The organism is Xanthomonas sp. NCPPB 3200 (assembly GCF_056393585.1).
The window spans coordinates 1763939-1788868 of the sequence record NZ_CM150785.1; the positions used below are offsets into that span (position 1 = coordinate 1763939).

General features: G+C 66.3%; 23 protein-coding genes. 5 read left to right on the forward strand and 18 right to left on the reverse strand.

The annotated features are described in order from the left end of the window. Positions 1–7: 7 nt before the first annotated feature. From AC06DU_RS07625 to AC06DU_RS07675, 11 genes are all read right to left on the reverse strand, one after another. Positions 8–1777, reverse strand: coding sequence for an ABC transporter transmembrane domain-containing protein (locus AC06DU_RS07625; protein ID WP_054591685.1), 1770 nt, complete (start codon positions 1775–1777; stop codon positions 8–10). After that, positions 1774–2376 carry an IMPACT family protein gene (locus AC06DU_RS07630; RefSeq protein ID WP_039528102.1) on the reverse strand — a complete coding sequence of 201 codons (603 nt, stop codon included), beginning with the start codon at positions 2374–2376 and terminating at the stop codon, positions 1774–1776. Before AC06DU_RS07630 ends, AC06DU_RS07625 begins: the two co-directional genes overlap by 4 nt. A 385-nt stretch (positions 2377–2761) precedes the next feature. After that, positions 2762–3355, reverse strand: coding sequence for an LOG family protein (locus AC06DU_RS07635; RefSeq protein ID WP_478203955.1), 594 nt, complete (start codon positions 3353–3355; stop codon positions 2762–2764). A 154-nt stretch (positions 3356–3509) separates the two neighbouring features. Continuing rightward, the gene (gene lpdA / locus AC06DU_RS07640; protein ID WP_478203957.1) at positions 3510–4946 is read right to left on the reverse strand and encodes a dihydrolipoyl dehydrogenase; all 1437 of its coding nucleotides are present in this window, start codon (positions 4944–4946) and stop codon (positions 3510–3512) included. Positions 4947–5096: 150 nt separating this feature from the next. Next, on the reverse strand, positions 5097–6311 hold the full coding sequence (sucB, locus tag AC06DU_RS07645) for a dihydrolipoyllysine-residue succinyltransferase (RefSeq protein ID WP_065048889.1): 1215 nt from the start codon (positions 6309–6311) through the stop codon (positions 5097–5099). Between the two features lie 42 nt (positions 6312–6353). Then, entirely contained in the window at positions 6354–9182 is a 2829-nt protein-coding gene (locus AC06DU_RS07650) for a 2-oxoglutarate dehydrogenase E1 component (RefSeq protein WP_065032436.1), read from the reverse strand. A 180-nt stretch (positions 9183–9362) separates the two neighbouring features. Continuing rightward, positions 9363–10292: a GNAT family N-acetyltransferase gene (locus tag AC06DU_RS07655; protein WP_478203959.1), complete on the reverse strand. Its 930-nt coding sequence runs from the start codon at positions 10290–10292 to the stop codon at positions 9363–9365. Beyond that, on the reverse strand, positions 10289–11776 hold the full coding sequence (locus AC06DU_RS07660) for a ribosomal protein uL16 3-hydroxylase (RefSeq protein WP_478204379.1): 1488 nt from the start codon (positions 11774–11776) through the stop codon (positions 10289–10291). Before AC06DU_RS07660 ends, AC06DU_RS07655 begins: the two co-directional genes overlap by 4 nt. A gap of 192 nt (positions 11777–11968) precedes the next feature. Next, positions 11969–12463 (reverse strand): DUF3060 domain-containing protein, encoded by a 495-nt coding sequence (locus AC06DU_RS07665; protein ID WP_478203961.1) that lies wholly within the window; start codon positions 12461–12463, stop codon positions 11969–11971. Positions 12464–12521: 58 nt separating this feature from the next. Further along, positions 12522–13889: an adenylosuccinate lyase gene (purB, locus tag AC06DU_RS07670; RefSeq protein WP_167708725.1), complete on the reverse strand. Its 1368-nt coding sequence runs from the start codon at positions 13887–13889 to the stop codon at positions 12522–12524. Between the two features lie 36 nt (positions 13890–13925). After that, entirely contained in the window at positions 13926–15248 is a 1323-nt protein-coding gene (locus AC06DU_RS07675) for a hemolysin family protein (RefSeq protein WP_478203962.1), read from the reverse strand. 289 nt (positions 15249–15537) lie between these two features. Between AC06DU_RS07675 and AC06DU_RS07680 the strand changes: the two genes are divergently transcribed. Further along, positions 15538–16944, forward strand: a complete 1407-nt coding sequence (locus AC06DU_RS07680) for a class II fumarate hydratase (protein ID WP_039520488.1) — start codon at positions 15538–15540, stop codon at positions 16942–16944. A 120-nt stretch (positions 16945–17064) separates the two neighbouring features. Here AC06DU_RS07680 and AC06DU_RS07685 read toward each other — a convergent pair whose 3' ends face one another. The 7 genes from AC06DU_RS07685 to AC06DU_RS07715 form a co-directional block, all read right to left on the reverse strand. Next, positions 17065–17487: a hypothetical protein gene (locus AC06DU_RS07685; protein WP_016901538.1), complete on the reverse strand. Its 423-nt coding sequence runs from the start codon at positions 17485–17487 to the stop codon at positions 17065–17067. Between the two features lie 205 nt (positions 17488–17692). Then, positions 17693–18223, reverse strand: a complete 531-nt coding sequence (locus tag AC06DU_RS07690; protein ID WP_440584322.1) for a DUF2884 family protein — start codon at positions 18221–18223, stop codon at positions 17693–17695. A 34-nt stretch (positions 18224–18257) separates the two neighbouring features. Next, positions 18258–19082 (reverse strand): GIN domain-containing protein, encoded by an 825-nt coding sequence (locus AC06DU_RS07695; protein WP_065032429.1) that lies wholly within the window; start codon positions 19080–19082, stop codon positions 18258–18260. 10 nt (positions 19083–19092) lie between these two features. Further along, the gene (locus AC06DU_RS07700; RefSeq protein ID WP_024939339.1) at positions 19093–20079 is read right to left on the reverse strand and encodes a hypothetical protein; all 987 of its coding nucleotides are present in this window, start codon (positions 20077–20079) and stop codon (positions 19093–19095) included. Beyond that, positions 20076–20951 carry an ABC transporter ATP-binding protein gene (locus tag AC06DU_RS07705; RefSeq protein ID WP_046342254.1) on the reverse strand — a complete coding sequence of 292 codons (876 nt, stop codon included), beginning with the start codon at positions 20949–20951 and terminating at the stop codon, positions 20076–20078. Before AC06DU_RS07705 ends, AC06DU_RS07700 begins: the two co-directional genes overlap by 4 nt. Then, positions 20948–21310, reverse strand: coding sequence for a GntR family transcriptional regulator (locus AC06DU_RS07710; RefSeq protein WP_003483692.1), 363 nt, complete (start codon positions 21308–21310; stop codon positions 20948–20950). Before AC06DU_RS07710 ends, AC06DU_RS07705 begins: the two co-directional genes overlap by 4 nt. A gap of 2 nt (positions 21311–21312) precedes the next feature. Beyond that, positions 21313–21561, reverse strand: a complete 249-nt coding sequence (locus tag AC06DU_RS07715) for a hypothetical protein (protein WP_478203964.1) — start codon at positions 21559–21561, stop codon at positions 21313–21315. A 134-nt stretch (positions 21562–21695) separates the two neighbouring features. Here AC06DU_RS07715 and AC06DU_RS07720 point away from each other — a divergent pair, with 134 nt between their 5' ends. The 4 genes from AC06DU_RS07720 (at position 21696) to AC06DU_RS07735 (ending at position 24918) form a co-directional block, all read left to right on the forward strand. Beyond that, a complete protein-coding gene (locus AC06DU_RS07720) occupies positions 21696–22253 on the forward strand; it encodes a glutathione peroxidase (RefSeq protein ID WP_024939342.1) in 558 nt (185 codons plus the stop codon). Between the two features lie 90 nt (positions 22254–22343). Next, the gene (locus AC06DU_RS07725) at positions 22344–23315 is read left to right on the forward strand and encodes an FKBP-type peptidyl-prolyl cis-trans isomerase (RefSeq protein ID WP_016901531.1); all 972 of its coding nucleotides are present in this window, start codon (positions 22344–22346) and stop codon (positions 23313–23315) included. 24 nt (positions 23316–23339) lie between these two features. Beyond that, complete coding sequence (locus tag AC06DU_RS07730; RefSeq protein WP_024939343.1) at positions 23340–24689, forward strand: UDP-glucose dehydrogenase family protein; 1350 nt, start codon at positions 23340–23342, stop codon at positions 24687–24689. After that, positions 24682–24918 carry a SlyX family protein gene (locus AC06DU_RS07735; protein WP_024939344.1) on the forward strand — a complete coding sequence of 79 codons (237 nt, stop codon included), beginning with the start codon at positions 24682–24684 and terminating at the stop codon, positions 24916–24918. The genes AC06DU_RS07730 and AC06DU_RS07735 overlap by 8 nt, the downstream gene beginning before the upstream one ends. Positions 24919–24930 lie beyond the last annotated feature (12 nt).

Genomic DNA, 24930 nt, shown 5'->3' on the forward strand with positions numbered 1-24930 from the left:
CCAGGCGTCATTGATCGATGAACTGCAGCCGCGCCAGCTCCGCGTACAGGCCGCCTTCGGCGATCAACTGCGCGTGCGTGCCCTGCGCGACGATGCGGCCGGCATCCATCACCACGATGCGGTCGGCCTTGAGCACGGTGGCCAGGCGATGGGCGATGACCAGCGTGGTGCGGCCTTCCATCAGCCGGTCCAGCGCCTGCTGCACGGCGCGTTCGCTCTGCGCATCCAGCGCGCTGGTGGCCTCGTCCAGCAGCAGGATCGGCGCGTCCTTGAGCAAGGCGCGCGCGATCGCCACCCGTTGCTGCTGGCCGCCGGACAGGCGCGTGCCGCGTTCGCCGAGTTCGCTGGCGTAGCCCTGCGGCAGGGCGCGGATGAAACTGTCGGCCTCGGCGGCCGCGGCGGCGGCTTGCACCTCTGCATCGCTGGCGTCCAGGCGCCCATAGCGGATGTTGTCGGCGGCGCTGGCGGCAAACAGCGTGGGTTGCTGCGGCACCAGGGCGATGCGTTCGCGCAGCAGTACCGGGTCGGTATCGCGCAGGTCCACCTCGTCGATACGCAGCCTGCCGCTGACCGGGTCGTGGAAGCGCAGCAACATCGCCAGCACCGTGCTCTTGCCGGCGCCGGAGGGCCCGACCAGCGCCACGGTTTCGCCCGGATGGACATGCAGGTCGAAGCCATCCAGCGCCGGCGCATCGGGGCGCTGCGGATAATGGAACACCACCTGATCGAAATGGATCGCGCCGCGCAGCGGCTGTGGCAAGGGTTGCGGCGTGGCCGGCGCGACGATCGCCGGCCGCTCGTCGAGCAGTTCGCCGACCCGGCCCATGCCGCCGGCCGCGCGCTGCAACTCGTTCCAGACCTCGGCCAAGGCACCGACCGAGCCGCCGCCGATCAGCGCGTACAACACGAACTGTCCCAGCGTGCCGGGGGTCATGCGTCCGGCGATGACATCGTGCGCGCCCAGCCACAGCACACCGACGATGGCGCCGAAGATCAGCATGATCGCCACCGCCGTCACGGTGGCCTGGGTGCGGATGCGCAGCCGTGCGGTATCGATCGCGGCGAACAGGGCCTGGCTGAACCGCTGGCTCTCGTAGCGCTCGCGCGCATGCGCCTGCACGGTGCGCACCGCGCCCAGCGTTTCGGCCGCCAGCGTGTTGGCATCGGCGACGCGGTCCTGGCTGGCGCGCGAGATCTTCTGCAGGCGGCGTGCGCCCAGCACGATCGGCAGCACCGCCAGCGGAATGCCGATCAGGGTGAAGCCGGCCAGCCGCGGGCTGGTCACGAACAACATCACCATGCTGCCGATCACCGTCACCGAGCTGCGCAACGCCACCGACATGGTGGTACCGATCACCCCGCGCAGCAGCTCGCTGTCGGCCGACAGGCGCGACACCAGCTCGCCGCTGCGGCTGCGATCGTGGAAGCCGGCGTCCAGCCCGATCAGATGCGCATACAGGCGGCCGCGCAAATCGGCCACCACTTTTTCGCCCAGCAACGCGACGAAATAAAACCGCGCGGCCGTTGCCACCGCCAGCACCACCGCCACCGCGAACAGCAGCGCGAAGGCGTGGTTGATCTGCGAGCCGCCGGAGAAACCATGGTCGATCATTTGCTTGACCGCCGCCGGCAGGCTCAACGTGGCGGCCGAGGAAATGGCCAGTGCGATCAGCCAGGCGGCGAACAGGCCACGCTGGCGCTGCACGAACGGCCACAAGGTGCGCAGGCTGCCAAGCTTCCGCAACGGGTTGGGCCTGGCGGCGGCTGGCTGGTTCATGCGGCTTCCGGTGATGAGAGATGGACACGGTTGCGAGTGGCGTCGCACAGGCGCGTTTTCAAGCCGGCCAGTTGATCGGCCGGCAGTTGCACGCGCAGTGCCGCGCCCTGCGCGTCGAAGCGCTCGTCCAGCTTGTCGGCGTGGAAGGCGCTCAAGGCAGCATGCACCAGGCCCAGGTCGTCGAACCGGCATTGCAGGTCGAGCAGCGACAACGCAACCAATGGCTGTCGCGCCGCCAGTCGCAGGCATTCGGCCGCGGCGCCGCCGTAGGCACGCACCAGCCCACCGGCACCGAGCTTGATGCCGCCATACCAGCGTGTGACCACCACCACCACGCGGTCGTAGCCCTGGCCATCGATGGCCGCGAGAATTGGCCGCCCGGCGGTGCCGCTGGGCTCGCCATCGTCGCTGGAACGGTAGTCCTGCCCGTATCGGTAGGCCCAGCAGTTGTGGGTGGCATCGGCAACGGACACGCGCTGCACGATCTCCAGCGCCTGCGCGGGAGAGTCCAGTGCCGCAGCGTTGGCCAGAAAGCGACTGTGCTTGATGTCCAGGCTGTGGTGCGCGTCAGCGGCGAGGGTATCGAGCATCGTCGCCATTCTATGCGAGCCGCTCGTGCCGGACGCTGCAGCCATCGTGACTGCCGTTGCAAGCTTGCAGATCGGCAGGAGGTTCGTTGCGGCGTTGCGACGACGAGATGCGCAATGGGTGCGCGCAGGCCCTGGGGCCGTTACACGCAGGCCGTGTGGCTGCTCCGTCGACTTGGCGAACAACGTGACGCAGGGTTCGGGTCGTGGCAGGTGCCGCCGGGTGCGGCATCGCGCCGGAGCGATGGCCGCAATAAGTGGGACATGGCCCGGTGCGTGGCTACTTCCACGCAGCTGACGTATGACTACAGCGCCGCTGCGCGCTTGCTGTTGCGCATGCCCGACCATGACGCCGGGCATGGCCCGCGATAGGGCAGGGAGCGGGCGTCGCCCCGCATCACACCAGCGTGGAGCGGCGCTTCTCGTCGATCCACTTGGAGGCCTGCGCCGGCGTGTAGTGCTGCATCCACTCCAGCATCTGTTCGATATCGGCGCCGTACCACAGGTCGCTGCGCTGGTCCGGATGCAGGAAGCGCTCTTCCACCATGCGATCGATCATGCCGATCAGCGGTGCGTAAAACCCTTCGATATCCAGGAACGCGCAGGGTTTGTTGCCGATGCCGAGCTGGCGCCAGGTGAGCATCTCGAAGATCTCTTCCATGGTGCCGAAGCCGCCGGGCAGGGCGACGAAGGCATCGGACAGCTCGAACATGCGCATCTTGCGCTCATGCATGGAGCCAACGATTTCCAGCGTGGTCAGCCCGCGGTGCGCCACTTCCCAATCGGCCAGCTGCTGCGGAATCACCCCGGTCACCTCGCCACCAGCCGCCAGCACCGCATTGGCCACGGTGCCCATCAGCCCGACATTGCCGCCGCCATACACCAGCCGCAGGCCCCGCTCGGCGATGCGCTGGCCCAGCGCAGTGGCACGCTCGGCGTAGGCGGGTTCGTTGCCGGCATTGGAACCGCAGTAGACGCAGATGCTTTTCATGGGATTGGGAATCGGGAGTTGGGAATAGGGAATGGGTCAAAGCAAACACAGCAGCCAGAACGCATGACGCCGGACCTAGGTCCGGCGTCAGCATGAAGAGAGAGGTGAAGGGAACGCTCTTACGATTCCCGATTCCCCACTCCCGATTCCCGGCTTAGTTGGCCTTATGAATCGCGCGCTTGCTCACTGCCATCGCGGCATCGTGGATCGCTTCGGACAGCGTCGGGTGGGCGTGGCAGATGCGCGCCAGGTCGTCGGCCGAGCCGTTGAATTCCATCGTCAGCACGCCTTCGTGGACCAGCTCGGACACGCCCACACCGACCAGGTGCATACCCAGCACGCGGTCGGTTTCGGCATCGGCGATGACCTTGACGAAGCCGGCCGGCTCGCCCATGGCCACGGCACGGCCGATCGCCGCGAACGGGAAGCTGCCGGCCTTGTAGGCGACGCCTTCGGCCTTCAACTGCTGCTCGGTCTTGCCGACCCAGGCAATCTCCGGCTCGGTGTAGATGACCCACGGAATGGTGTCGAAGTTGACGTGGCCGGGCAGGCCGGCGATCAGCTCGGCGACCGCGATGCCTTCCTCGAAGCCCTTGTGCGCCAGCATCGGGCCGCGCACGCAGTCGCCGATGGCCCACACGCCGTCGACGCCGGTATGGCAATGGCCATCGACCTCGATCTGGCCGCGGTCGGTCACCTTGACGCCGGTGCCGTCAGCCAGCAGGTTCTTGGTGGCGGCCTTGCGGCCCACGGCCACCAGCAGCTTGTCCACGGTCAGGGTCTGCTCGCCGGCGCTGTCGGTGTAGCTGAGCACCACCTGCTTGGCATTGCCGCTGCCGGTGATCTCGGTCTTGCTGACCTTGGCGCCCAGCTTGATGTCCAGGCCCTGCTTCTTGAATTCCTTCAGCGCGGTCTTGGCCACTTCGGCATCGGCCAGCGCCAGGAAATCCGGCAGCGCTTCGAGGATGGTGACCTCGGCGCCCAGGCGCTTCCACACGCTGCCCAGTTCCAGGCCGATCACGCCGGCGCCGATCACGGCCAGGCGCTTGGGCACGGCGGTGAAGTCCAGGCCGCCGACGTTGTCGACGATGGTGTCGCCGTCGAACTTGGCGAACGGCAGCTCGATCGATTCCGAGCCGGCCGCAAGGATCACGTTGGTGCCCTTGAGTTCGATCTCGCCGCCTTCGTGCTGTGCGACCTTGACGATGTTGCCCGGCAGCAGCTGGCCGAAGCCGTAATACGGGGTGATCTTGTTCGCCTTGAACAGCATCGCGATGCCGCCGGTGAACTGCTTCACGATCTTGTCCTTGCGGCCGATCATGGTGGGCACGTCCATCTTGGCGTCGTTGAAGCTGATGCCGTGGTCGCCGAACAGGTGGCCCATGTTCCAGAACTGGCGCGAGGAATCCAGCAGCGCCTTGGACGGAATGCAGCCCACGCGCAGGCAGGTACCGCCCAGCGCCGGCTTGCCATCCTTACCGATAGCCGCGTCGATGCAGGCGACCTTCATGCCCAGCTGGGCCGCGCGAATCGCAGCGTGATAACCGGCCGGACCGGCACCGATGACGACGACGTCGAATTGTTCGCTCATTTCATTTGCTCACGGGAATGGGGAATAGGGAATGGAGAATCGCAAGAGCGCATGCGTGCGCCTGCCGCGTCCCATCCAGGTCCAGGCGGGAATGGAGCGGTCGATGGGCGCTTGTCCCATTCCCGAATCTCCATTCCCGATTCCCGGCTCTTACAGACCGAACAACATCCGGCCCGGGTTTTCCAGCTGATTCTTGATGTCGACCAGGAACTGCACCGAGTCCTTGCCGTCGATGATGCGGTGGTCGTAGGACAGCGCCAGATACATCATCGGGGCGATCACGACCTGGCCGTTCTCGGCGATCGGGCGTTCCTTGATCGCGTGCATGCCCAGGATGGCGCTCTGCGGCGGGTTGATGATCGGGGTCGACAGCAGCGAGCCGAAGGTGCCGCCGTTGGTGATGGTGAAGGTGCCACCCTGCAGATCGTCCAGGCCCAGCTTGCCGGCGCGCGCCTTGGCGGCGTAGTCGGCAATGCCCTGTTCGACGTCAGCAAACGACTGGCGCTCGACGTTACGCAGCACCGGCGTGACCAGGCCCTTGTCGGTGGACACGGCGATGGAGATGTCGCTGTAGCCGTGATAGATGATGTCGTCGCCGTCGATTGAGGCGTTGACCAGCGGGAAGCGCTGCAGCGCGTTGGCGGCGGCCTTGACGAAGAAGCTCATGAAACCGAGCTTGATGCCGTGCGCCTTCTGGAACTCGTCCTGCAGTTCCTTGCGTGCGGCCGAGACCTTGGCCAGGTTGACCTCGTTGAAGGTGGTCAGCATCGCGGTGGAGTTCTTGGACTCCATCAGGCGCTTGGCGATGGTCTTGCGCACGCGGGTCATCGGCACGCGCTCTTCCGGACGGGCGCCGGACGCCTTGCCCACGCCGCCGGCCTTGGCGAAGTTGACGATGTCTTCCTTGGTCACCGCGCCACGACGGCCGGTGCCTTCGACCTGGGCCGGATCCACACCCTGGGTGATCGCGGAAAAACGCGCACCCGGCGGCAGCGCATCGGCAGCGGACTTGGATGCAGCCGCAGGCGCAGCGGCAGCAGCCGGGGCCGGCGCGGCGGCCGGGGCAGCAGCGGCCGGAGCCGGTGCCTCGGCCTTCTTCTCGTCGGCCGGTGCGGCCGCAGCCACGGCGCCTTCTTCGATGATCGCCAGGATCTGGTTGCTGGTGACGGTGCTGCCGGCTTCGAACTTGATTTCCTTCAGCACGCCGTCGACCGGCGAAGGAACTTCCAACACGACCTTGTCGGTTTCCAGGTCGACCAGATTCTCGTCGCGCTTGACCGCTTCACCGGCCTTCTTGTGCCAGCTGGCGATGGTGGCGTCGGAAACGGATTCGGGCAGTACCGGAACTTTGACTTCGGTGGCCATTCGGGGAGCGTCCTAGGGTTTTCGTTCTTTGGGGAAGGTGAGTTATTCAGCGACTTGGTCGTTGAACGGATTGAGGAGCGCATCGGCGACCAGCTTCTGCTGTTCGACGATGTGGTCGGCCATGTGGCCGGCGGCAGGCGAGGGCGAACGGGCACGGCCGGCGTAATGCAGGCTCTGGCCGCTGGCCAGGCAGAAGTTCAGATGGTGGCGGATCTGGTACCACGCACCCTGGTTCTGCGGTTCTTCCTGGCACCACACCACGTCGGTGGCGTTGGCATAGGCCTTGAGCTCGGCGGCCAGCTGCGCACGCGGGAACGGATACAGCTGCTCCACGCGCAGGATGGCGACATCGTCCTGGCCACGCTTGGTCTGGTCTTCGAGCAGGTCGTAATAGACCTTGCCCGAGCACAGCACCACGCGCTTGACCTTGCCTGCATCGGCCTTGGCGTCGGGAATCAGATGCTGGAACTCGCCCTCGGCCAGTTCTTCCAGGCTCGATACCGCCAGCTTGTGGCGCAGCAACGACTTGGGCGTCATCACCACCAGCGGCTTGCGGGTGGTCATGCGCATCTGGCGGCGGATCATGTGGAAGCACTGCGCCGGGGTGGTCGGCACGCAGACCAGCATGTTCTCCAGCGCGCACAGCTGCAGGAAGCGCTCCAGACGCGCGGAGCTGTGCTCCGGGCCCTGGCCTTCGTAGCCGTGCGGCAGGAACAGCGACAGGCCCGCGATGCGGCCCCACTTGGCTTCGCCAGCGGCGATGAACTGGTCGATCACCACCTGCGCGCCGTTGGCGAAGTCGCCGAACTGCGCTTCCCAGATGCACAGCGCATTCGGGTCGGTGGTGGAGTAGCCGTATTCGAAGCCCATCACCGCTTCTTCGCTGAGCAGCGAGTCGATGATGGTGGCGTCTTCGGGGTTCTGCACCAGCTGGCGCAGCGGCAGGTGGTAGCTGTCGGTCTTCTGGTCATGCAGGATCGCGTGACGGTGGAAGAACGTGCCGCGACCGGCGTCCTGGCCGACCAGGCGCAGCTTGTGGCCTTCGGCCAGCAAGGTGGCATAGGCCAGGTTTTCCGCAAAGCCCCAGTCGCCGGCCTGCTCACCGGCCGCCATCTTGACGCGGTCGTCGTAGATCTTGCCGACGCGCGCGTGCAGCTCGACGCCTTCCGGAATCGTGGTGATCAGCTTGGCCAGACGGTCCAGCTGCTCGCGCTTGACGCGGGTGTCGACCGGATCGGCAGCGGTGCCGACCAGATACTTGGACCAATCGATGGCGAATTCGTCCGGCTTGCGCGTCGCCAGTTCGGTGGTGTATTCGCCCGAATCGAGCTTGTTGCGGTAACCGTCGACCAGCGCCTTGGCCTCGTCGGCGCTCAGCACGCCGTCGCTTTCCAGCTTGGCGGCGTACAGCTCGCGGGTGGTCTTGTGCTTGCGGATGGTCTGGTACATCACCGGCTGGGTCGCTGCCGGTTCGTCGGCCTCGTTATGGCCCCAACGGCGGTAGCAAACCAGGTCGATGACCACGTCCTTCTTGAACTGCTGGCGGAATTCGTAGGCCAGCTTGGACACGAACATCACCGCGTCCGGGTCGTCGCCGTTCACGTGGAAGACCGGCGCGCCGATCATCTTGGCCACGTCGGTGCAGTAAAGCGTGGAACGGGCGTCGTCGCGGGCGCTGGTGGTGAAGCCGATCTGGTTGTTGACCACGATGTGCACGGTGCCGCCGACGGCGAAACCGCGCGCCTGCGACATCTGGAACAGTTCCATCACCACGCCCTGGCCGGCGAATGCGGCATCGCCGTGGATCAGGATCGGCAGCACGCTCTTGCGCTCGGCATCGCCGAAGCGCTCCTGACGCGAACGCACGCTGCCGACCACGACCGGGTCGACGATTTCCAGGTGCGAGGGGTTGAAGGCCAGCGCCAGATGCACCTGCTTGTCGCCACCGACCGCGATGTCGGCCGAGAAGCCCATGTGGTACTTGACGTCGCCGGTGTGGGCGCGGTCGTCGTGGGCGTGCTCGAACTTGCCTTCGAACTCGTCGAACAGCTTGCGCGGGTTCTTGCCCAGCGTATTGACCAGCACGTTGAGGCGGCCGCGGTGGGCCATGCCGATCACGATGTCCTTGACCTGATCGTTGCCGGACTGGCGAATGATCTCGTCCATCATCGGGATCAGCGCGTCGCCGCCTTCCAGCGAGAAGCGCTTCTGGCCGACGTACTTGGTATGCAGGTAGCGCTCCAGGCCTTCGGCGGCGGTGAGCCGCTCCAGCGTGCGCTTGCGGCTGGCCGCGTCGCCGGCGATCTTGCCGCCGGCATCTTCCAGGCGCTTGTAGATCCACTGGCGCTGGTCGAATTCCTGGATGTGCATGAACTCTGCGCCGATGGTGCTGGCGTAGGTCGCCTTCAGGCGGGCCAGCAGGTCCTTCAGCTTCATGCGCGGCTGGCCGCCGACGCCGCCGGTGCTGAACTCGCTGTCCAGATCCGCCTGCGACAGGCTGTGGAACGGCAGGTCCAGGTCGGGCGGGTTGACCGGCGGGGTCAGGCCGAGCGGATCGAGCTGCGCACCGAGGTGGCCACGCGCACGGTAGGCGGTGATCAGGCGGCCGACGTTGCGCTCGCGCTCGTCACTGGCCGCGGCGCCGGTGCCGGCGTTGGCAGCCTGCTTGGAGGCGGTGAGGATGTGGGCAATGGCCGCCGAGTGCGGCACATCACCGGCATCGCGACCCTTGAAGCCATCGAAATAGCTCTTCCACTTCGGGTCAACACTGTCCGGGGCGACGAGGTACTGCTCGTACAGATCCTCGATATAGGCGGCGTTGCCGCCGGCGAGCTGCGATGACTGTGCGAACTGCTTTAGGAGATTATCCACGATGGTAAGTCGGGTCTGCTGTGGGGATGATTGTGCGGAAGCGGCGGGGCGAGATGCCCTGTCGGTCGGTCTCAAATCTCGAAAAATTATACCCCCTTGCGCTAGTGAGGGGGCGTCTGCCAGCTGACCGGACGGGTAGGTGCAACCGCCTGGCGCCTACGTGCGAAGGGCGCTGCGGTCTCAGATGCCGAGTGCGCGTGGTTCGTTCCAAAGCGCGCTGCGCTCCCATATCTGCGCGAATTCGCGCTCCAGCTGGCGGCTGCGCGCCGCGCCCGACAGCCAGGTTTCGCCATCGTCGAAGCGATTGCCTGTTGGACGAAAGTAGTAGGCGTCATCACCCACCACATAGGCCGACGCGTAGCTGGCATCGACCGGATCGCTGACCGCACGGAAGCGGAACACGCTGGGCAGGCGCTGGGCCAGCCGCAGCATCGCGCTGCTGTTGGCGCCCGCGACGGCGGTGTCCTGCACCAGCACCTGCACGCGCTTGTCGTGGCGGGCGGTGGCGAAGCGGCGCAGCGCATCGAGCACTGCGGGGTTGTCGAACAGCGGCGGATCCAGTGCCCGCGTATAGATCAGCACCTGGCGGCGTGCGGAGCACAGCAGGCCGGTGGTGGCAGCCAGGGCCGCGCGCAGGTCGTCCACCGCCATCGGGCCGTCGAGACGGCGGTGCAGGGGCCTGCCCGGGCGATCGCCCGCCGTTGCCGCACTAGCGGGGTGCCGGTCGGAAGAGGTGTCCGGCAGGAAGCCCAGGCGTGCGAACACGGCCTCGGCGTCTGTGTTCACACGGGTTTGCAGGCCGGGCCAGCCGCGTTGTTGCGCGCTGGCCACGGCGGCTGCGAGCAACCGGTCGGCCAGGCCGCGGCGGCGCCAGCCCGGCAGCACGCCGAGCCGGTCGATGCGCCGATCCGCCGTCAGCCGCACCGAGCCGACTAACTGGCCGTCCTCGTTGCGCAGCGCCAGGTGCAGGCTGAGCGGGTCCAGGGCGCCCCAGTCGGCAGCGCTGTCCTCTGTGCTGCCGGTGCCGCAGGCCAGGCGCAGCGCACGCAGGGCTGCGGCGTCGGACGCCGCCTCCAGCGAAACGATCTGCGGCCCGGCCTGGGAACTCATGCGCGCTGGTCGGACCCGTCGTCGTCAGCGTCCGATGCCGCGTCGTCGTCGGCCAGCCCGCTGTCGTCGTCCTGGTCGGCATCCTCGCCTTGTTCGGCCTCCTCAACCCGGGCAGGGCCGTCCGCGGCGTCGGCGACCTGCTCGACGTCGGCCTCGGCGTCGATCTCGTCGTCCGCGTCCGGCGTGTCGGCCTCGGCGTCGGCATCGTCGTGGTCGCCCGACAGGCTCAGGACGTGGCCCTGGTCGTCGTCGATGTCCTCGATGTCGTCCTCCGCGTCCTCGTGGGCGCGCTGGTAATGGCCCTGCGCCAGCAGCTCCAGCACCACCTCGCGGCCACGGTTGGACAGCTGCGCATACAGCGTGCCGTCGATCTCTTCGGCTGCGGCCAGCCGTGCGGCATCCTTGGCCGACAGCGCGAATTCCAGGCCGCTGCAGAACAGGGTGGCGCCACGCTTGGCACGCCGCCAGGCCAGCCGCGACCAGGGGTGACGGTGCAGCAACACGCCTTCTTCCAGCGCCTGCTCGACCGCCTCGCGGGGAATCGGTTCGGGTGCCGGCACCACGTCGCCGGAGGCGCGGTAGGTGGTCATGAAGCGGCCGAACCAGTCGCCCAGGCGATCCGGGTCGTTCATGCGCAGCGCGTTGAGCGCTTCGACCACGCGGTTCATCGCGGTGACGTCGATCTCGTACGGATCGGCCGGCACCTTGAGGTCTTCGTCGTGATAGCGCACGGCCTCGTCGGCATCGGCGATCAAGGTGTCCAGATAGTCGCCGATCAGCTCGGCCGAGGACGGCGCGCGGGTGCCGATGGAGAAGGTCAGGCAGGCGTCTTCGGCCACGCCGTGGTGCGGTACCAGCGGCGGCAGGTACAGCATGTCGCCCGGGCCCAGCACCCAGTCGTGGGTGGGCTTGAAGTCGCGCAGCAGCTTGAGCTCGACATCGTCGCGGAACGCCAGTGGCGCGGCCTTGCGGCCCTGCTGCGCGCGTGCGTCGATCTGCCAGCGGCGGTGGCCCTGGCCCTGCAGCAGGAACACGTCGTAATGGTCGACGTGTGCGCCGACCGAGCCGCCGGTGGCGGCGAAGCTGATCATGATGTCGTCGATGCGCCAGCGCGGCAGGAAGCGGAACTGTTCCAGCAGTGCGCGTACGTCGGCGTCCCACTTGTCCACGTCCTGCACCAGCAGGGTCCAGTCATGGTCGGGCAGGCCGGGGAAGTCGGTTTCCTGGAACGGGCCGGTGCGCACGTTCCAGTCGTCGGTGGCGCGGTCGTGGCTGATCAGGCGTGCCAGCACGCCGTCTTCGCAGGCCAGGCCGGCCAGGTCTTCAGGCTGCAGCGGGGACTGGAACTCCGCAAACGCGTTGCGGATCAGCAGCGGGTGCTTGTGCCAGTAGTTGCGCAGGAAGCGCTCGACCGGCATGCCCAGCGGCTGGTCGCGGGTGGCATGGATCTCGAAGGGCAGTGGCGCGCCTTTCCTGGCGGCGATCTTTTTTGCGGGGGTCTTTTTCATGGTGTCACGGGTCCGACTGGAGGGCCGGCGCGGTGCGGCCGGCGAGGTGGCTTATTGTCGCCCAGCCCGCCATGCGCTGCCTTGCATGCGGGTGTCGCGGTGAGGTTGCGGTGCGCGTCCGGGCCATGCAGGGCCGGGGATGCACCTGGGTGTCTCGGTGTCAGCAGATCAGCGGGTGGAGATCTGGTTGTTGCTGCCGTAGTCGTTGACCATCGCAGTGCCGGATTGCTGAGTGATGCGGTTGCCGCGGCCGTGCAGCGTGGCGGAGGCGATCGCCTGCGCCTGTACCTGGTTGTCGTCGCCCGGCACCAGCAGCGTGCCGATGCGGCCGGCCTTGAGCGTGGAGGTGCGGCTGAACAGTTCGATGGTGCTGGCATCGCCGGCGAGGGTGACCTGGGCATCGTTGCCGACCATGCGCACTGCCTCGGCGCGCTCGATCTGCACGATCGCATGCTGGCCCAGCACTGCGATCGTGCCGCAGTCACCCTTGAGGACCAGATTGGCGTTCTGGCCGGTCAGATCGACGTTATGGCCGTCGCAGCTGACCGTGCCGCTGGCGGCGGAGTCGGGCTGCGAGTCGGGAGTGGCCTGCTTCCCGCAGGCCAGCAATCCGCAGGCCACCGACGCAAGCAGGGAGACAGACAGCAGCGCGCGCAATGCCATGGCAATACTCCTGACAGCTGGATACAAGGGCGTGATACCGGTGGATGGATACCGCTGCTTAGATCGCGCGCGCCAGCTGTTCGGCCAGCCCGGTGTAGGCACCCGGTGTCAGCGCCCGCAGCCGCTGCTTGTCCTGCTCCGGCAACTGCAGGCTCTCGACAAAGGCCTGCATGGACGCGGCAGTGATGCCCTGGCCGCGGGTCAGCGCCTTGAGCTGCTCGTAGGGGTTGGGCAGGCCGTGGCGACGCATCACCGTCTGCACGGCTTCGGCCAGTACTTCCCAGGCCGCATCCAGATCGGCATCCAGGCGTTCGGGATTGACGGTCAGCTTGCCCAGGCCCTTGGCCAGCGAATCCAGCGCGACCTGGGTATGGCCGAACGCGGTGCCGAGCGCGCGCAGCACGGTGGAGTCGGTGAGGTCGCGCTGCCAGCGGCTGATCGGCAGCTTGGCGGAAAAGTGTTCGAACAGCGCATTGGCGATGCCGAAGTTGCCTTCGGCATTTTCGAAGTCGATCGGGTTGACCTTGTGCGGCATGGTCGAGGAGCCGACTTCGCCTTCCTTGAGCTTCTGCTTGAAGTAGCCCAGCGAGATGTAGCCCCAGATGTCGCGCGACAGGTCGATCAGGATGGTGTTGACGCGGCGGCTGGCGTCGCCGATTTCGGCCACGTTGTCGTGCGGCTCGATCTGGGTGGTGTAGGGGTTGAACACCAGGCCCAGGCTTTCGACGAAGCGCTGCGCGAACGCGGCCCAGTCCAGCTCCGGGTACGACACCAGGTGCGCGTTGTAGTTGCCGACCGCGCCGTTGATCTTGCCGGTGAGTTCGACCGCGGCGATCTGCTTGCGCTGCCGCTCCAGGCGCGCGACCACATTGGCGATTTCCTTGCCCAGCGTGGTGGGCGAGGCGGTCTGGCCATGCGTGCGCGACAGCATCGGCTGGCCGGCCTGGGCATGGGCGAGGGTGCGCAGGCTGGCGGTGATGCCGTCCAGCGTGGGCAGCAGCACCTCGCGGCGCGCCTGTTCCAGCATCAGGCCATAGCTGAGGTTGTTGATGTCCTCGCTGGTGCAGGCGAAATGCACGAATTCCAGCGCCGGGCCCAGCTCGGCATCGTCCTTGAGCTGTTCCTTGATGAAGTATTCCACCGCCTTGACGTCGTGGTTGGTGGTGCGCTCGATCTGCTTGACCCGCGCGGCATCGCTGACGCTGAAGTCGTCGGCCAGGCGGCGCAGGGTCTGGGTGGCGGCGGCCGAGAACGGCGCCAGCTCGGCGATGCCCGGCTCGGCGGCCAGCGCCAGCAGCCATTCGATCTCGACCTTGACCCGCGCCCTGATCAGGCCGTATTCGGAGAAGATCGGGCGCAGCGCATCCACTTTGGAAGCGTAGCGGCCGTCGAGCGGGGACAGGGCGAGCAGGGCGGAATCCGACATGGGCAGGGCACTGGGAGGCTGGCGGGGGTGCGTATTCTACGCCGCCCCGGCGCCGGCTTCGCCGATCGTCCGCACCGTGATGGCCTGGATCCGGTGCCCGGCCATGCGCCGCACCGTCAGTGCGTGGCCGTCCAGCTCCAGGGTTTCGCCTTCTTCGGGCAGCCGCTGCAATTGGTGCACGATCAGCCCGCCGACCGAATTGACGTGGTCCGGCGCGCTCAGGTCCTGGCCCAGCAGGCGTTCCAGGCGGAAGATCGAGGTGCTGCCGGCCACCAGCAGCGAGCCGTCCTGGCTGCGGATCGGGGCATCGCGTACCACGTGGCGGTGCTCGTCCTCGATCTCGCCGACCACCACTTCCAGCAGGTCTTCCAGGGTGAAAAAGCCCAGGATGCGGCCCTCCTCCCCCACGCACAGCGCCAGATGGGTGGTGCCGGTGCGGAACTGCTCCAGCGCGCTGGGGATCGGCGTTTCCAGGGTCAGCAGGGTGGGCGGGCGTAGCAACGGGCGCAGATCGTCCAGATCCTGGCTGCGTGCCATCGCCACCAACAGATCCTTGGTATGCAGGATGCCCAGCACCTGCTCGCCATCGGCGTCGAACCACGGGTAGCGGCTGTAGCGCGACTCGCTGAACTCGGCCAGCACCGATTCCAGCGTCATGCCTTCGCGCAGGCTGCGCAGGTGCTCGCGCGGGCGCATCAGGTCGCCGGCGACCAGGTCGGGCAGTTCCAGGGCGTGGCTCATCAGGGCCAGCCCGTGATCGGGCGTGGCGGCGTTGGGATCCTGGCGGCCGACGATCAGCATCAGCTCCTCGCGCGAATAGCGGTGCGACTGGTGTTCCACATCGCCCCAGCCCAGCACCCGCAGCAGGCGGTTGGCGCTGGTGTTGAGCACCCAGATCGCCGGGTACATCAGCCAATAGAACACGTAGAGCGGCGCGGCGGTCCACAGCGACATCCGCTCCGGGCGGCGGATCGCCATGGTCTTGGGCGCCAGTTCGCCCAGCACGATGTGCAGGAACGAAATCAGGCTGAAGGCGATCGCCAGTGCGGTGAACTGTGCCGCTTCCGGCGACAGGCCGGCGGTATCGAACAACGGCTGCAGCAGGTGCGCGAAGGCCGGCTCGCCGACCCAGCCCAGGCCGAGCGAGGCCAGGGTGATGCCGAGCTGGCACGCCGACAGGTAGGCATCCAGATGCGCATGTACCCCGAGCAACAACCGCCCACGCCAACCGTTGTTCTGCGCCAGGCCCACCGCCTGCGTGTGGCGCAGCTTGACCAGCGCGAACTCGGCGGCGACGAAGAAGCCGTTCAACAGCACCAGCAGCAATGCGACGAACAACAGCAGCACGTTACCCAACATGGCGTCCGCCTCCATGGCGCGTAGCGGCAGTGACGCGGTATGTCAGCGGCTGCGCGTCGGTGCCGGGGCGGTGTGCAAGCAAGCAAGACGCAAACGATGCGTTTCTACAGTCAGGGTCGTCGCCCATGGCGGCGTGGTACCTCGTATGGATCATTGGGCAGTCTAGCCCAGGGCTTGCGACGACACGGTCGCAACGCTGCGAGCGAGTATCGTAGGCAGCCTCGCCAGCGTGGGCACGCCCGCTGCCAGCCATCCATCACCACAAACCAACCATGTGCGGAGAGTGCAGATGAGCGAACGTTTCAGGACCGAACACGACAGCATGGGTGAGCTTCAGGTGCCTGCCGATGCCTTGTGGGGCGCGCAGACCCAGCGTGCCGTGCAGAATTTTCCGGTGTCCGGCCAGCCGATGCCGCGCGGCTTCATCCGCGCGCTGGGGCTGATCAAGGCCGCTGCGGCCGGCGTCAATGCCGAACTCGGCCTGCTGCCCAAGTCGATCGGCAAGGCCGTGCAGGACGCGGCGCTGCAGGTCGCCGACGGCGCGTATGACGCGCAGTTTCCGATCGACGTCTACCAGACCGGCTCGGGCACCTCGTCCAACATGAATGCCAACGAGGTGATCGCCACGCTGGCCACGCGCGCCGGCAAGGACGCGGTGCATCCCAACGATCACGTCAATCTCGGGCAGAGTTCCAACGACGTGGTGCCCACCGCGATCCGGGTGTCGGCGTTGCTGGCGGTGCAGGAACACCTGCAGCCGGCGCTCAAGCATCTGCGCAAGACCATCGACAAGCGCGGCAAGGGGCTGGACAAGGTGGTCAAGACCGGGCGCACGCATCTGATGGATGCGATGCCGCTGACCTTTGGCCAGGAATTCGGTGCATGGTCGGCGCAGCTGAGTTCGGCGCAGGAGCGCATCGACGATGCCCTCAAGCGCCTGCGCCGGCTGCCGCTGGGCGGCACCGCGATCGGCACCGGCATCAATGCCGATCCGCGTTTTGGCGGCAAGGTGGCCAAGGCCTTGTCGGGCCTGAGCAAGTTCAAGTTCGAGAGTGCGGACAACAAGTTCGAAGGCCTGGCTGCGCAGGACGACGCGGTGGAGTTGTCCGGTCAGCTCAATGCGCTGGCGGTGGCATTGATCAAGATCGCCAACGACCTGCGCTGGATGAATGCCGGCCCCCTGGCCGGACTGGGCGAGATCGAGTTGCCGGCGCTGCAGCCGGGCAGTTCGATCATGCCGGGCAAGGTCAACCCGGTGATTCCCGAAGCCACCGTGATGGCCTGCGCACAGGTGATCGGCCACCACACCGCGATAACCGTGGCCGGGCAGACCGGCAACTTCCAGTTGAACGTGACGCTGCCGTTGATCGCCTACAACCTGCTGGATTCGATCAACTTGCTGGGCAATGTGGCGCGGCTGCTGGCCGATAGCGCGATTGCCGGGTTGAAGGTGCGCCAGGAGCGCGTGCGCGAGGCACTGGACCGCAATCCGATCCTGGTCACCGCGCTCAACCCGATCATCGGCTACGAGAAGGCCGCGGCGATCGCCAAGCGTGCCTACAAGGAACAGCGCCCGGTGCTGGACGTGGCGCTGGAAGACAGCGGACTCAGCGAAGCGGATCTGCGCCGTTTGCTGGATCCGGCTGCGCTGACCCGCGGTGGCATCCAGGCTGGCAGCACTGGCGGCGGTGGCTGACCACCGTAGCGCGCGTGCGTAGGAGCGCACCTGGGCGCGATGGGGCTTTATCGACAACGCCCCGTCGCGCCCAGGTGCGCTCCTACACGGCTTTGCGCGAATCCGCGGCGTCGCCAGGACTCAGTGCCGCTCGGCCTGCACGTTGCCGAAGCTCTCGCGATACGGCTGCAGCGACGGGATTTCATCGAGCAATTCGCCGCTGAGCTTCTGGATCTCCGGCGTGGCCGTCAGCTTGATCGACTTGTATTCCGGGTCCGCGCCAGCCTCGTTGACGGCCTGCTGGCGCAGCATCTGCAGGTGCCCGAACAGCAGCTGCAACTTGGCGCGCGTCGGTTCTTTCTGCGGCAGCGCGATATCGTCGATCTTCAGCGTGCCGTCCGGGGTGATTTCCGCATTGGCGGCCGGTGGGCGGCGGATCATCACCGACTGGGTGGTGATGGCAACGCGCGGCTTGCCGCGTTCGGCGCGCCGCGACGACTGGTCGCCGCAGGCGGTCAGGGCGCATAGCAGGAGCGCCATGCAGAGCATCACCAACTTGTTCATGGGGTCGCCGGATTCAGGGGAGCGTACTAGTGTAATCCCGCTCCGGCCAGCCGATCGGTGCCTGCGGCACATGGCGCGGCTGACAAGATGTCGCAGGCCGATGTTGGGTGCCTGGCGTGCGCGCAGCAATCGGCGTGACGATCCATAAGGTTCCGGTCAGCCGCTGCGCCCGTCGATGCGGGCGCAGCGGCGATCAAGGCCGCGCTTACTTGCGGCAGTCGTCGATATCGTGCTGGCTGAGGGTCGAGTACGGCGCGAATGCCGGCACCAGTTGCGCGGCGGCGTCCTGCGCGTTGCGCAGCTTGGCCAGCTGATCGCAGATCTGCATCGCAGTGTGTTTGAAGGTTTCGGCCTGCGCTTCGATCTTGTCGCCGATCTGGTCGGTGTTGCCGCTGAGCACACCCTTGAGCGCTTCGCCGGCGGCATGCGCACCGAAGGCCGCGCCCTGCGTGCCGATGTCGATGCCTTTATCGGCGACGCCCTGGATCTGCACGTAGAAACCGCGCATCGCCTGGCGCTGCGCATCGTTCAGGCTCACCGGCTTGCCGGCGATGCTGAGCGCGCCATCCGCGCCGATGGTGGCCGCGGGCAGGCCGTCGCGGTGGAGCGTCAGGCTCTTGCCGTTGAAGATCACCCCGTTCGCGTTGGTCTTGCCCGACACCACGACCGTGGGTTCGGACTTGCCGCAGCCGACCAGCAGCGCGCCCACCAGTACCGCACAAATCAACAGTTTCATCAGCCGTTCCCCTCTTGAATGGTCAATGCAATGGTCAGTTGTCGGTCGGCACGCGGGTGGTGCCGGCCACATCGCTGACGTCGATGTCGCCGCTGCCCTTGCGCGCGACGCTGACGTCGCCGCGCACCTTGTGCACGCTCAGGGCGCCGGAGTTGACCGCTTCCACGCCGACATCGCCTTGCACATCGTCGATGTCGACATCGCCGGAGCCGATCGTGCCGAACTTGACGTTGCCTGCCACGCCGCGCAGCTTGACGTCGCCCGAACCGACCTTGCCGACCTCCGCCGCGCCATGCACCTGCCTGGCCTTGAGATCGCCCGAGCCGACCGCCAGCACGCGCAGCGATCCCATCTCTTCCAGTTCGATATCGCCGGAGCCGACCTTGGCGGTGACCCGGCCCCTGGTGCGGCGGATGGCCATGTCGCCGGAACCGACATCGGCACTCACGGCGGCAGCGCCGCTGATCTCGGCGTCACCGGAGCCCACGTCGAACTGCACCAGCAGCGTGTCCGGCACGCTGCCGCGCAGGTCCAGGTACGAATAGCTGTCGCCGATGGAGATGCGCAGCGGGCGGTCGTCGGCCAGCGTGACCACCAGCTTGTCGCCGACCCGCTTCTGGGTGACGGTCAGGCCCTTGAGCAGCTCGGCCCTGGCGGCGCAGGCGCGGCCGCTCAAACGCCCGCCGTTGCCCGGCGCGGCGTCCAGATGCAGGTCGTTGGAGCCGACCTCGAACAGCACCGACTTCACTCCGCTCAGTTTCAACTCCAGGCTGCGCGGTTCGGAGAACTTGCATTGCTCCTCGGCAAACGCAGCGCCGGGCACGGCGAACAGGATGGCCAGACTCAGCAGACGACGCATGGGATGTCCTTCAGGCTTCGGAGCGCCGACGGCGCAGGTAGATGGAGGCGGCGATCAGGGCAACGCCGATTGCAGCGCCGATCCAGATGTCCGGATTGCCGTAGACCCGTGCGCTGTCGGTGTGCTGCAGCGCCCACTGCACCAGATCGCTGGGGTTCTGCATCGCGCTGCTGTCGAGGTTGCCGCTGACCGCGCGCGGCGACCAGGTGCCGGGCAGGGCGCTGAGCAGGCCGCGGTAGCCGACGATGTACCAGATCCAGCCGATCGGCAGCGAGATACCCGGCATCGCCGAGAGGATGCTCAGCATCACGCAGGCCAGCAGCGGGAACAGCACCGCCCACAGGAACGGCTTGCTGGTGGCCCAGGCCGAGCAGAACATCAGCCAGCCCACTGTCGGCAACGCCCACAGCAGACTCATCGGCACGGTCTTCAGCAACAGCCACAGCAACGCGAACGGGTGCGAATGGGTGGCCAGGGCCCAGGGGCTGGGGACGCCGGCGATCGAGGCGCCCACGATGGCGATCAGCCACAGTGCCAGGCCGACCAGCACGCCGATCACGATGGAAATCAGCGGCGCCAGCAGCAGCGCCCAGGCGGCCTTGGACAGCACCGTCTGCACATCGGACACCGGCAGCGATTTCCAGAACAGCACGCTGCGGTCGCGGCGGTCGTCGTACAGGCTGCCCAGCGAATAGAAGAACACCACGAACGCCAGGACCACCGAGGCGATGCCGATGCCGCCGAGCAGCAGGCCGTCGCCGACCTGGCCCAGGGTGCGCGTGTATTCGGCCAGATCGTCCATCGTGATGCTGTCGCCGATCATGTTGCGACGCGCGCTGATCGCGCCGATCACCGCGCCCAGCAGCGCGAAGAACACCGCGATGCCGCCGGTGATGATCTGTGCCCAGACGAAACCGCCACGGTGTTCCCAGTACTCGCGTTTGAGCAGCCAGCCGAACGTGCGTGCGGGAGAAGCTTGGTGGGTGAGTGCATTCATGCGTAGGTCCCCTTCATGACCGCAACGAACAGGTCGGCAAGGCCGGGATTGCGGGTTTCGCCAAAACGGGCGAGCTGCGCTTTCGGCACGCCGTCGAACAGCATCACGGTCTTGCCAAACGGGAGGCTGCGCTCGTCGATCGGCTGCAGGCCTCTGGCGGCGTCGAGATGCTCGGCACCCACCAGCACTTCGGTGTACCGCTCGGCCACGTTTTCCATGTCGGCGGTCAGCACGATGCGGCCGTCGCGGATGAACATCACATCGGTGAGGATGTGTTCGATCTCTTCGACCTGATGGGTGGTGACGATGATGGTCTTCTGCTCGTCGAAGTAGTCCTCCAGCAGGCGTTGGTAGAACTGCTTGCGATACAGGATGTCCAGGCCCAGGGTCGGCTCGTCCAGAACCAGGATGCGGGCATCGATGGCCATCACCAGCGCCAGGTGCAGCTGCACGATCATGCCCTTGGACAACTCGCGCACCCGCGACTTGCGGTTGAGCTGCGTATTGGCCAGGAAGCGCTCGCACTTGGCGCGATCGAAGCGCGGGTGCACGCCGGCGACGAAGTCGATCGCCTCGCCAACCCGCAGCCAGCGCGGCAGTACCGCCACGTCGGCGATGAAGCAGACCTCGTTCATCAGTGCGTTGCGCTGGGTGCGCGGATCCATGCCGAGCACGCTCAGGTCGCCATCGAAATCGGTCAGCCCCAGCACCGCCTTGAGCGCAGTGGTCTTGCCGGCGCCGTTGGGGCCGATCAGGCCGACGATGCGCCCGGCGGCGATGGTGAAGCTGGTGTTGTCCAGCGCGAGCCGATGCTTGTAAGCCTTGCGCAGGCCACGTGCGTCGACCACATGGTCGGAGGAGACGGCGGTCATGGTGTTTTTCCCTGTGGCAACAGATCGTCGATGGACAGTCCCAGGCGCTGGATGCGTTCCAGCACTGCGGGCCATTCTTCATTCAGGAAACGCTCGCGCTCGCTGCCGCGCAATTTCTGTGCGGCCTCCGGGGTCATGAACATGCCCAGGCCGCGGCGTTTCTCCACCAGGTTCTCGTCAGCCAGTTCCTGGTAGGCGCGCGAGACGGTGATGGGATTGAGTTGGTAGTCGGCCGCCACCTGCCGTACCGAGGGCAGGGCGTCGCCAGGCTTGAGGATTCCATCGAGCATCATGGCAATCACCCGTTCCTTGAGTTGGCGGTAGATGGGAGCGCCGTCGCTCCATTGGATGTCGTTCATGGTCAGCTCCGTGGGCGCAGAACCTGCGCGAAGGAGAAATAGGGCATCGACAGCGAAGCGCGCAGGTGCCGGCTGGGCCGGGTGCGCGCCTCGGGGGGAGTTGTCGCGTTTTCCGTAACCGCCTCCGACACGCCATAATCGGCGCCGGACTCCGTGACCTGACTGGAAGCGGCTCCCAGGCAACCAATGGCGAACAGGGCGCTGCCGAACAGCAGCAATGGAGCTGGTCGCGAGAAGCGTGTGCTGTTCATGCTTTCCCCTGCGTTGGATGACTGGTGTTGTATTCAACTATAACACCGACACGCAGGCAGTCAACTGCCTGTCATACCCAACTGATGGCACCCCGCGTCGGCGGGTGGCCCGGACCTATCGAAAGGGATCGCTCATGTTGCTCAAGCGTCTGCTGGTCGTTGTATTCGCTGGCTTTTTCTCCGTCTCGGCGCTGGCTGCTGGCGCGCCGGTGCTGGATCTGGATTACCGGCCGCTGGCCGGCAAGGCGCCAATCAACCTGAACCGTACCTACGGCGGCAAGGTGCTGATGGTGGTCAATACCGCCAGCAAGTGCGGCTACACCCCGCAGTACGAAGGGCTGGAGGCGCTCAACCAGCGCTTCGGCAGCCGCGGTTTTTCGGTGCTGGGCTTTCCGTCCAACGATTTCCAGGGGCAGGAACCCGGATCTGAGAAGCAGATCCAGGAATTCTGCACGCTGACCTATGGCGTCAAGTTCCCGATGTTTGAGAAGGTGCATGTGCTGGGTGCGCAGGCCACGCCGCTGTATCAGCGCCTGACCCAGGCCACCGGTGTGGCGCCGGGCTGGAACTTCCACAAGTATCTGATCGGGCGCAATGGACGGGTGGTGGCGCAGTTCCCCAGCAAGATCAAACCGGACGATCCGAGCGTGCTGGCGGCAATCGAACGCGAGCTCAACGCGCCGTCGCGCTGAGCACGGCGCTCGCAAGGCCACGCGCACATGCGACAATGCGCATTCAGCGCCGGCGTCGGCGTGTCTTTTCACTTTCGGGAAGTGCATCGAATGAAGATGGGAAAGCGCGGCGCGGCGGCGTCGCTACTGATGGTGGCACTGTCGGCATCGATGCCGGCGATGTCGCAGCAACCGGCCGCAGCGGCCACCAAGGAGAAGCCAGTTTTGAATGCATCGTCTGAGAAGAGCACGCGCGACAACGTCAGCTACGCCATCGGTATGGACGTGGCACGTTCGTTCGAGCCGATTGCCCAGGACATCGATGTGAGCGCACTGCAACGCGCCATCGAGAATGCATTCAAGGGCGGCAAGCCGCTGTTGTCCGACGAGCAGACCCAGGCCACCGACACCGCACTGCGCACCGCGCTGGCGGCGCGTAACGGCCAGCAGGTTCCGGGCATGGCGCCGGGTAGCGCGCCGGCCGCGCCGTCCAAGGAAAATGTCGGCCTGATGCTCGGCGATCGCGCGGTCGGTCCGTCGCTGGCCGGCATCAAGGACGAGATCGACCTGTCGATCCTGATGGAAGCGGTGCGCACCGTGTTCGCCAAGGGCACCACGCGTCTGACCCAGCAGGAAGCCGCTGCCACCATGCAGGCGTTCGCCTCTGCCAAGCAGGGCGCTGCCGGTGCCAAGAATCGCGAGGAAGGCAATGCCTTCCTGGCCAAGAACAAGACCGAGAAGGGCGTGATAACCACCGCGTCGGGCCTGCAGTACATGGTGCTGCGCCAGGGCAGCGGCGAGCGGCCGATGCCCACCAACACGGTGCGCGTGAACTACGAAGGCAAGCTGCTCAACGGTCAGGTGTTCGACAGCTCCTACCAGCGCGGCCAGCCGGCCGAATTCGGTCTGAATCAAGTCATTGCAGGTTGGACCGAGGGCGTCGCGTTGATGCCGGTCGGTTCGAAATACCGTTTCTGGATTCCATCCAACTTGGCCTATGGCCCGAACGGCACGCAGGGGGGGCCGATCGGACCAGACGCAACGTTGACGTTCGATGTCGAACTGATGGGTATCCTTCCCTGATCCCCCACAGGAGTACCCCCACCCATGCGAGTTGCGATCTTTGGTACCGGCTATGTTGGTCTTGTCACCGGTACCTGTCTGGCGGAAGTAGGTCATCACGTTATCTGCGTGGATATCGACCAGGCGAAAGTTGATGGTCTCAATCGTGGGGTGATTCCCATCTATGAACCCGGCCTGGAGCCGATGGTGAAAGCCAACCACGCCTCTGGCCGGTTGCGCTTCACCACCGATGCGGCCGAGGCGATTGCGCACGGCGAAATCACCTTCATCGCCGTGGGCACGCCGCCGGACGAGGATGGCAGTGCCGACCTGCAGTACGTGCTGGCGGTTGCGCGTACCGTCGGTCGCCATATCGATGGCCCCTCGGTGGTCGTCAACAAGTCCACCGTGCCGGTCGGCACCGCCGACAAGGTGCGCGTGGCGATCCAGGAAGAGCTGGACGCACGCGGCGTGGACCATGAGTTCGATGTGGTCTCCAACCCCGAGTTCCTCAAGGAAGGCGACGCCGTGGCCGACTGCATGCGTCCGGATCGCATCGTGATCGGCGCCAAGAAGCCGGCGGCCATTGCCCGCATGCGTCGTCTGTATGCGCCGTTCAACCGCAACCGCGACCGCATCGTGGAGATGGACGTGCGTTCGGCCGAGCTGACCAAGTACGCGGCCAACGCAATGCTGGCGACCAAGATCAGTTTCATGAACGAGATCGCCAATATTGCCGAGCGCGTCGGTGCGGACGTCGAGCACGTGCGTAACGGGATCGGTTCGGATCCGCGCATCGGCTGGCACTTCATCTATCCCGGCGCCGGTTATGGCGGCTCGTGCTTCCCGAAGGATGTGCAGGCACTGGCCAAGACCGCCGAGCAGTACGGCATGGAGCCGACCCTGCTCAACGCGGTGGAAAGCGTCAACAACGCGCAGAAGGGGCACCTGTTCGAACTGGTGCAGCGGCATTACGGCGCCGAAGGCACCGGCAGCATTGCCGGCAAGACCTTCGCGGTGTGGGGCCTGGCGTTCAAGCCCAATACCGACGACATGCGTGCCGCGTCCAGTCGCCGTCTGATGGAGCAGTTGTGGGAAGCCGGTGCCACCGTGCGTGCCTACGACCCGGAAGCGACCCATGAAGCCAAGCGCATCTTCGGCGAGCGCGACGATCTGACCTTCTGCGACGAGGCATTTGCCGCACTGGAAGGCGCCGACGCCCTGGTCGTGGTCACCGAGTGGAAGCAGTTCCGCAGCCCGGATTTCGGCAAGATCAAGCAGGCCTTGAAGGACGACGTGGTGTTCGACGGCCGCAACCTTTACGACCCGCAGGAAATCGAAGCTGCAGGTCTGGCCTACTACGCCATCGGACGAGGCCGTTCGTTGCATGCATGAGCAACTCTCGCCGCGCGACCAGGAACTGGACGCGCGGTTGGTTGAACTGGAAACGCGCCTGTCCTTTCAGGAGCAGGCGCTCAATGAACTGAGTGAAGCACTTGCGGACGCCCGTTTGACGGGCGCCCGCAATGCCGAACTGATCCGCCACCTGCTCGAGGATCTGGGCAAGGTGCGCTCCACGTTGTTTGCCGACGCAGCGGATGAACCGCCGCCTCCGCATTATTGATTGCAGATTGCC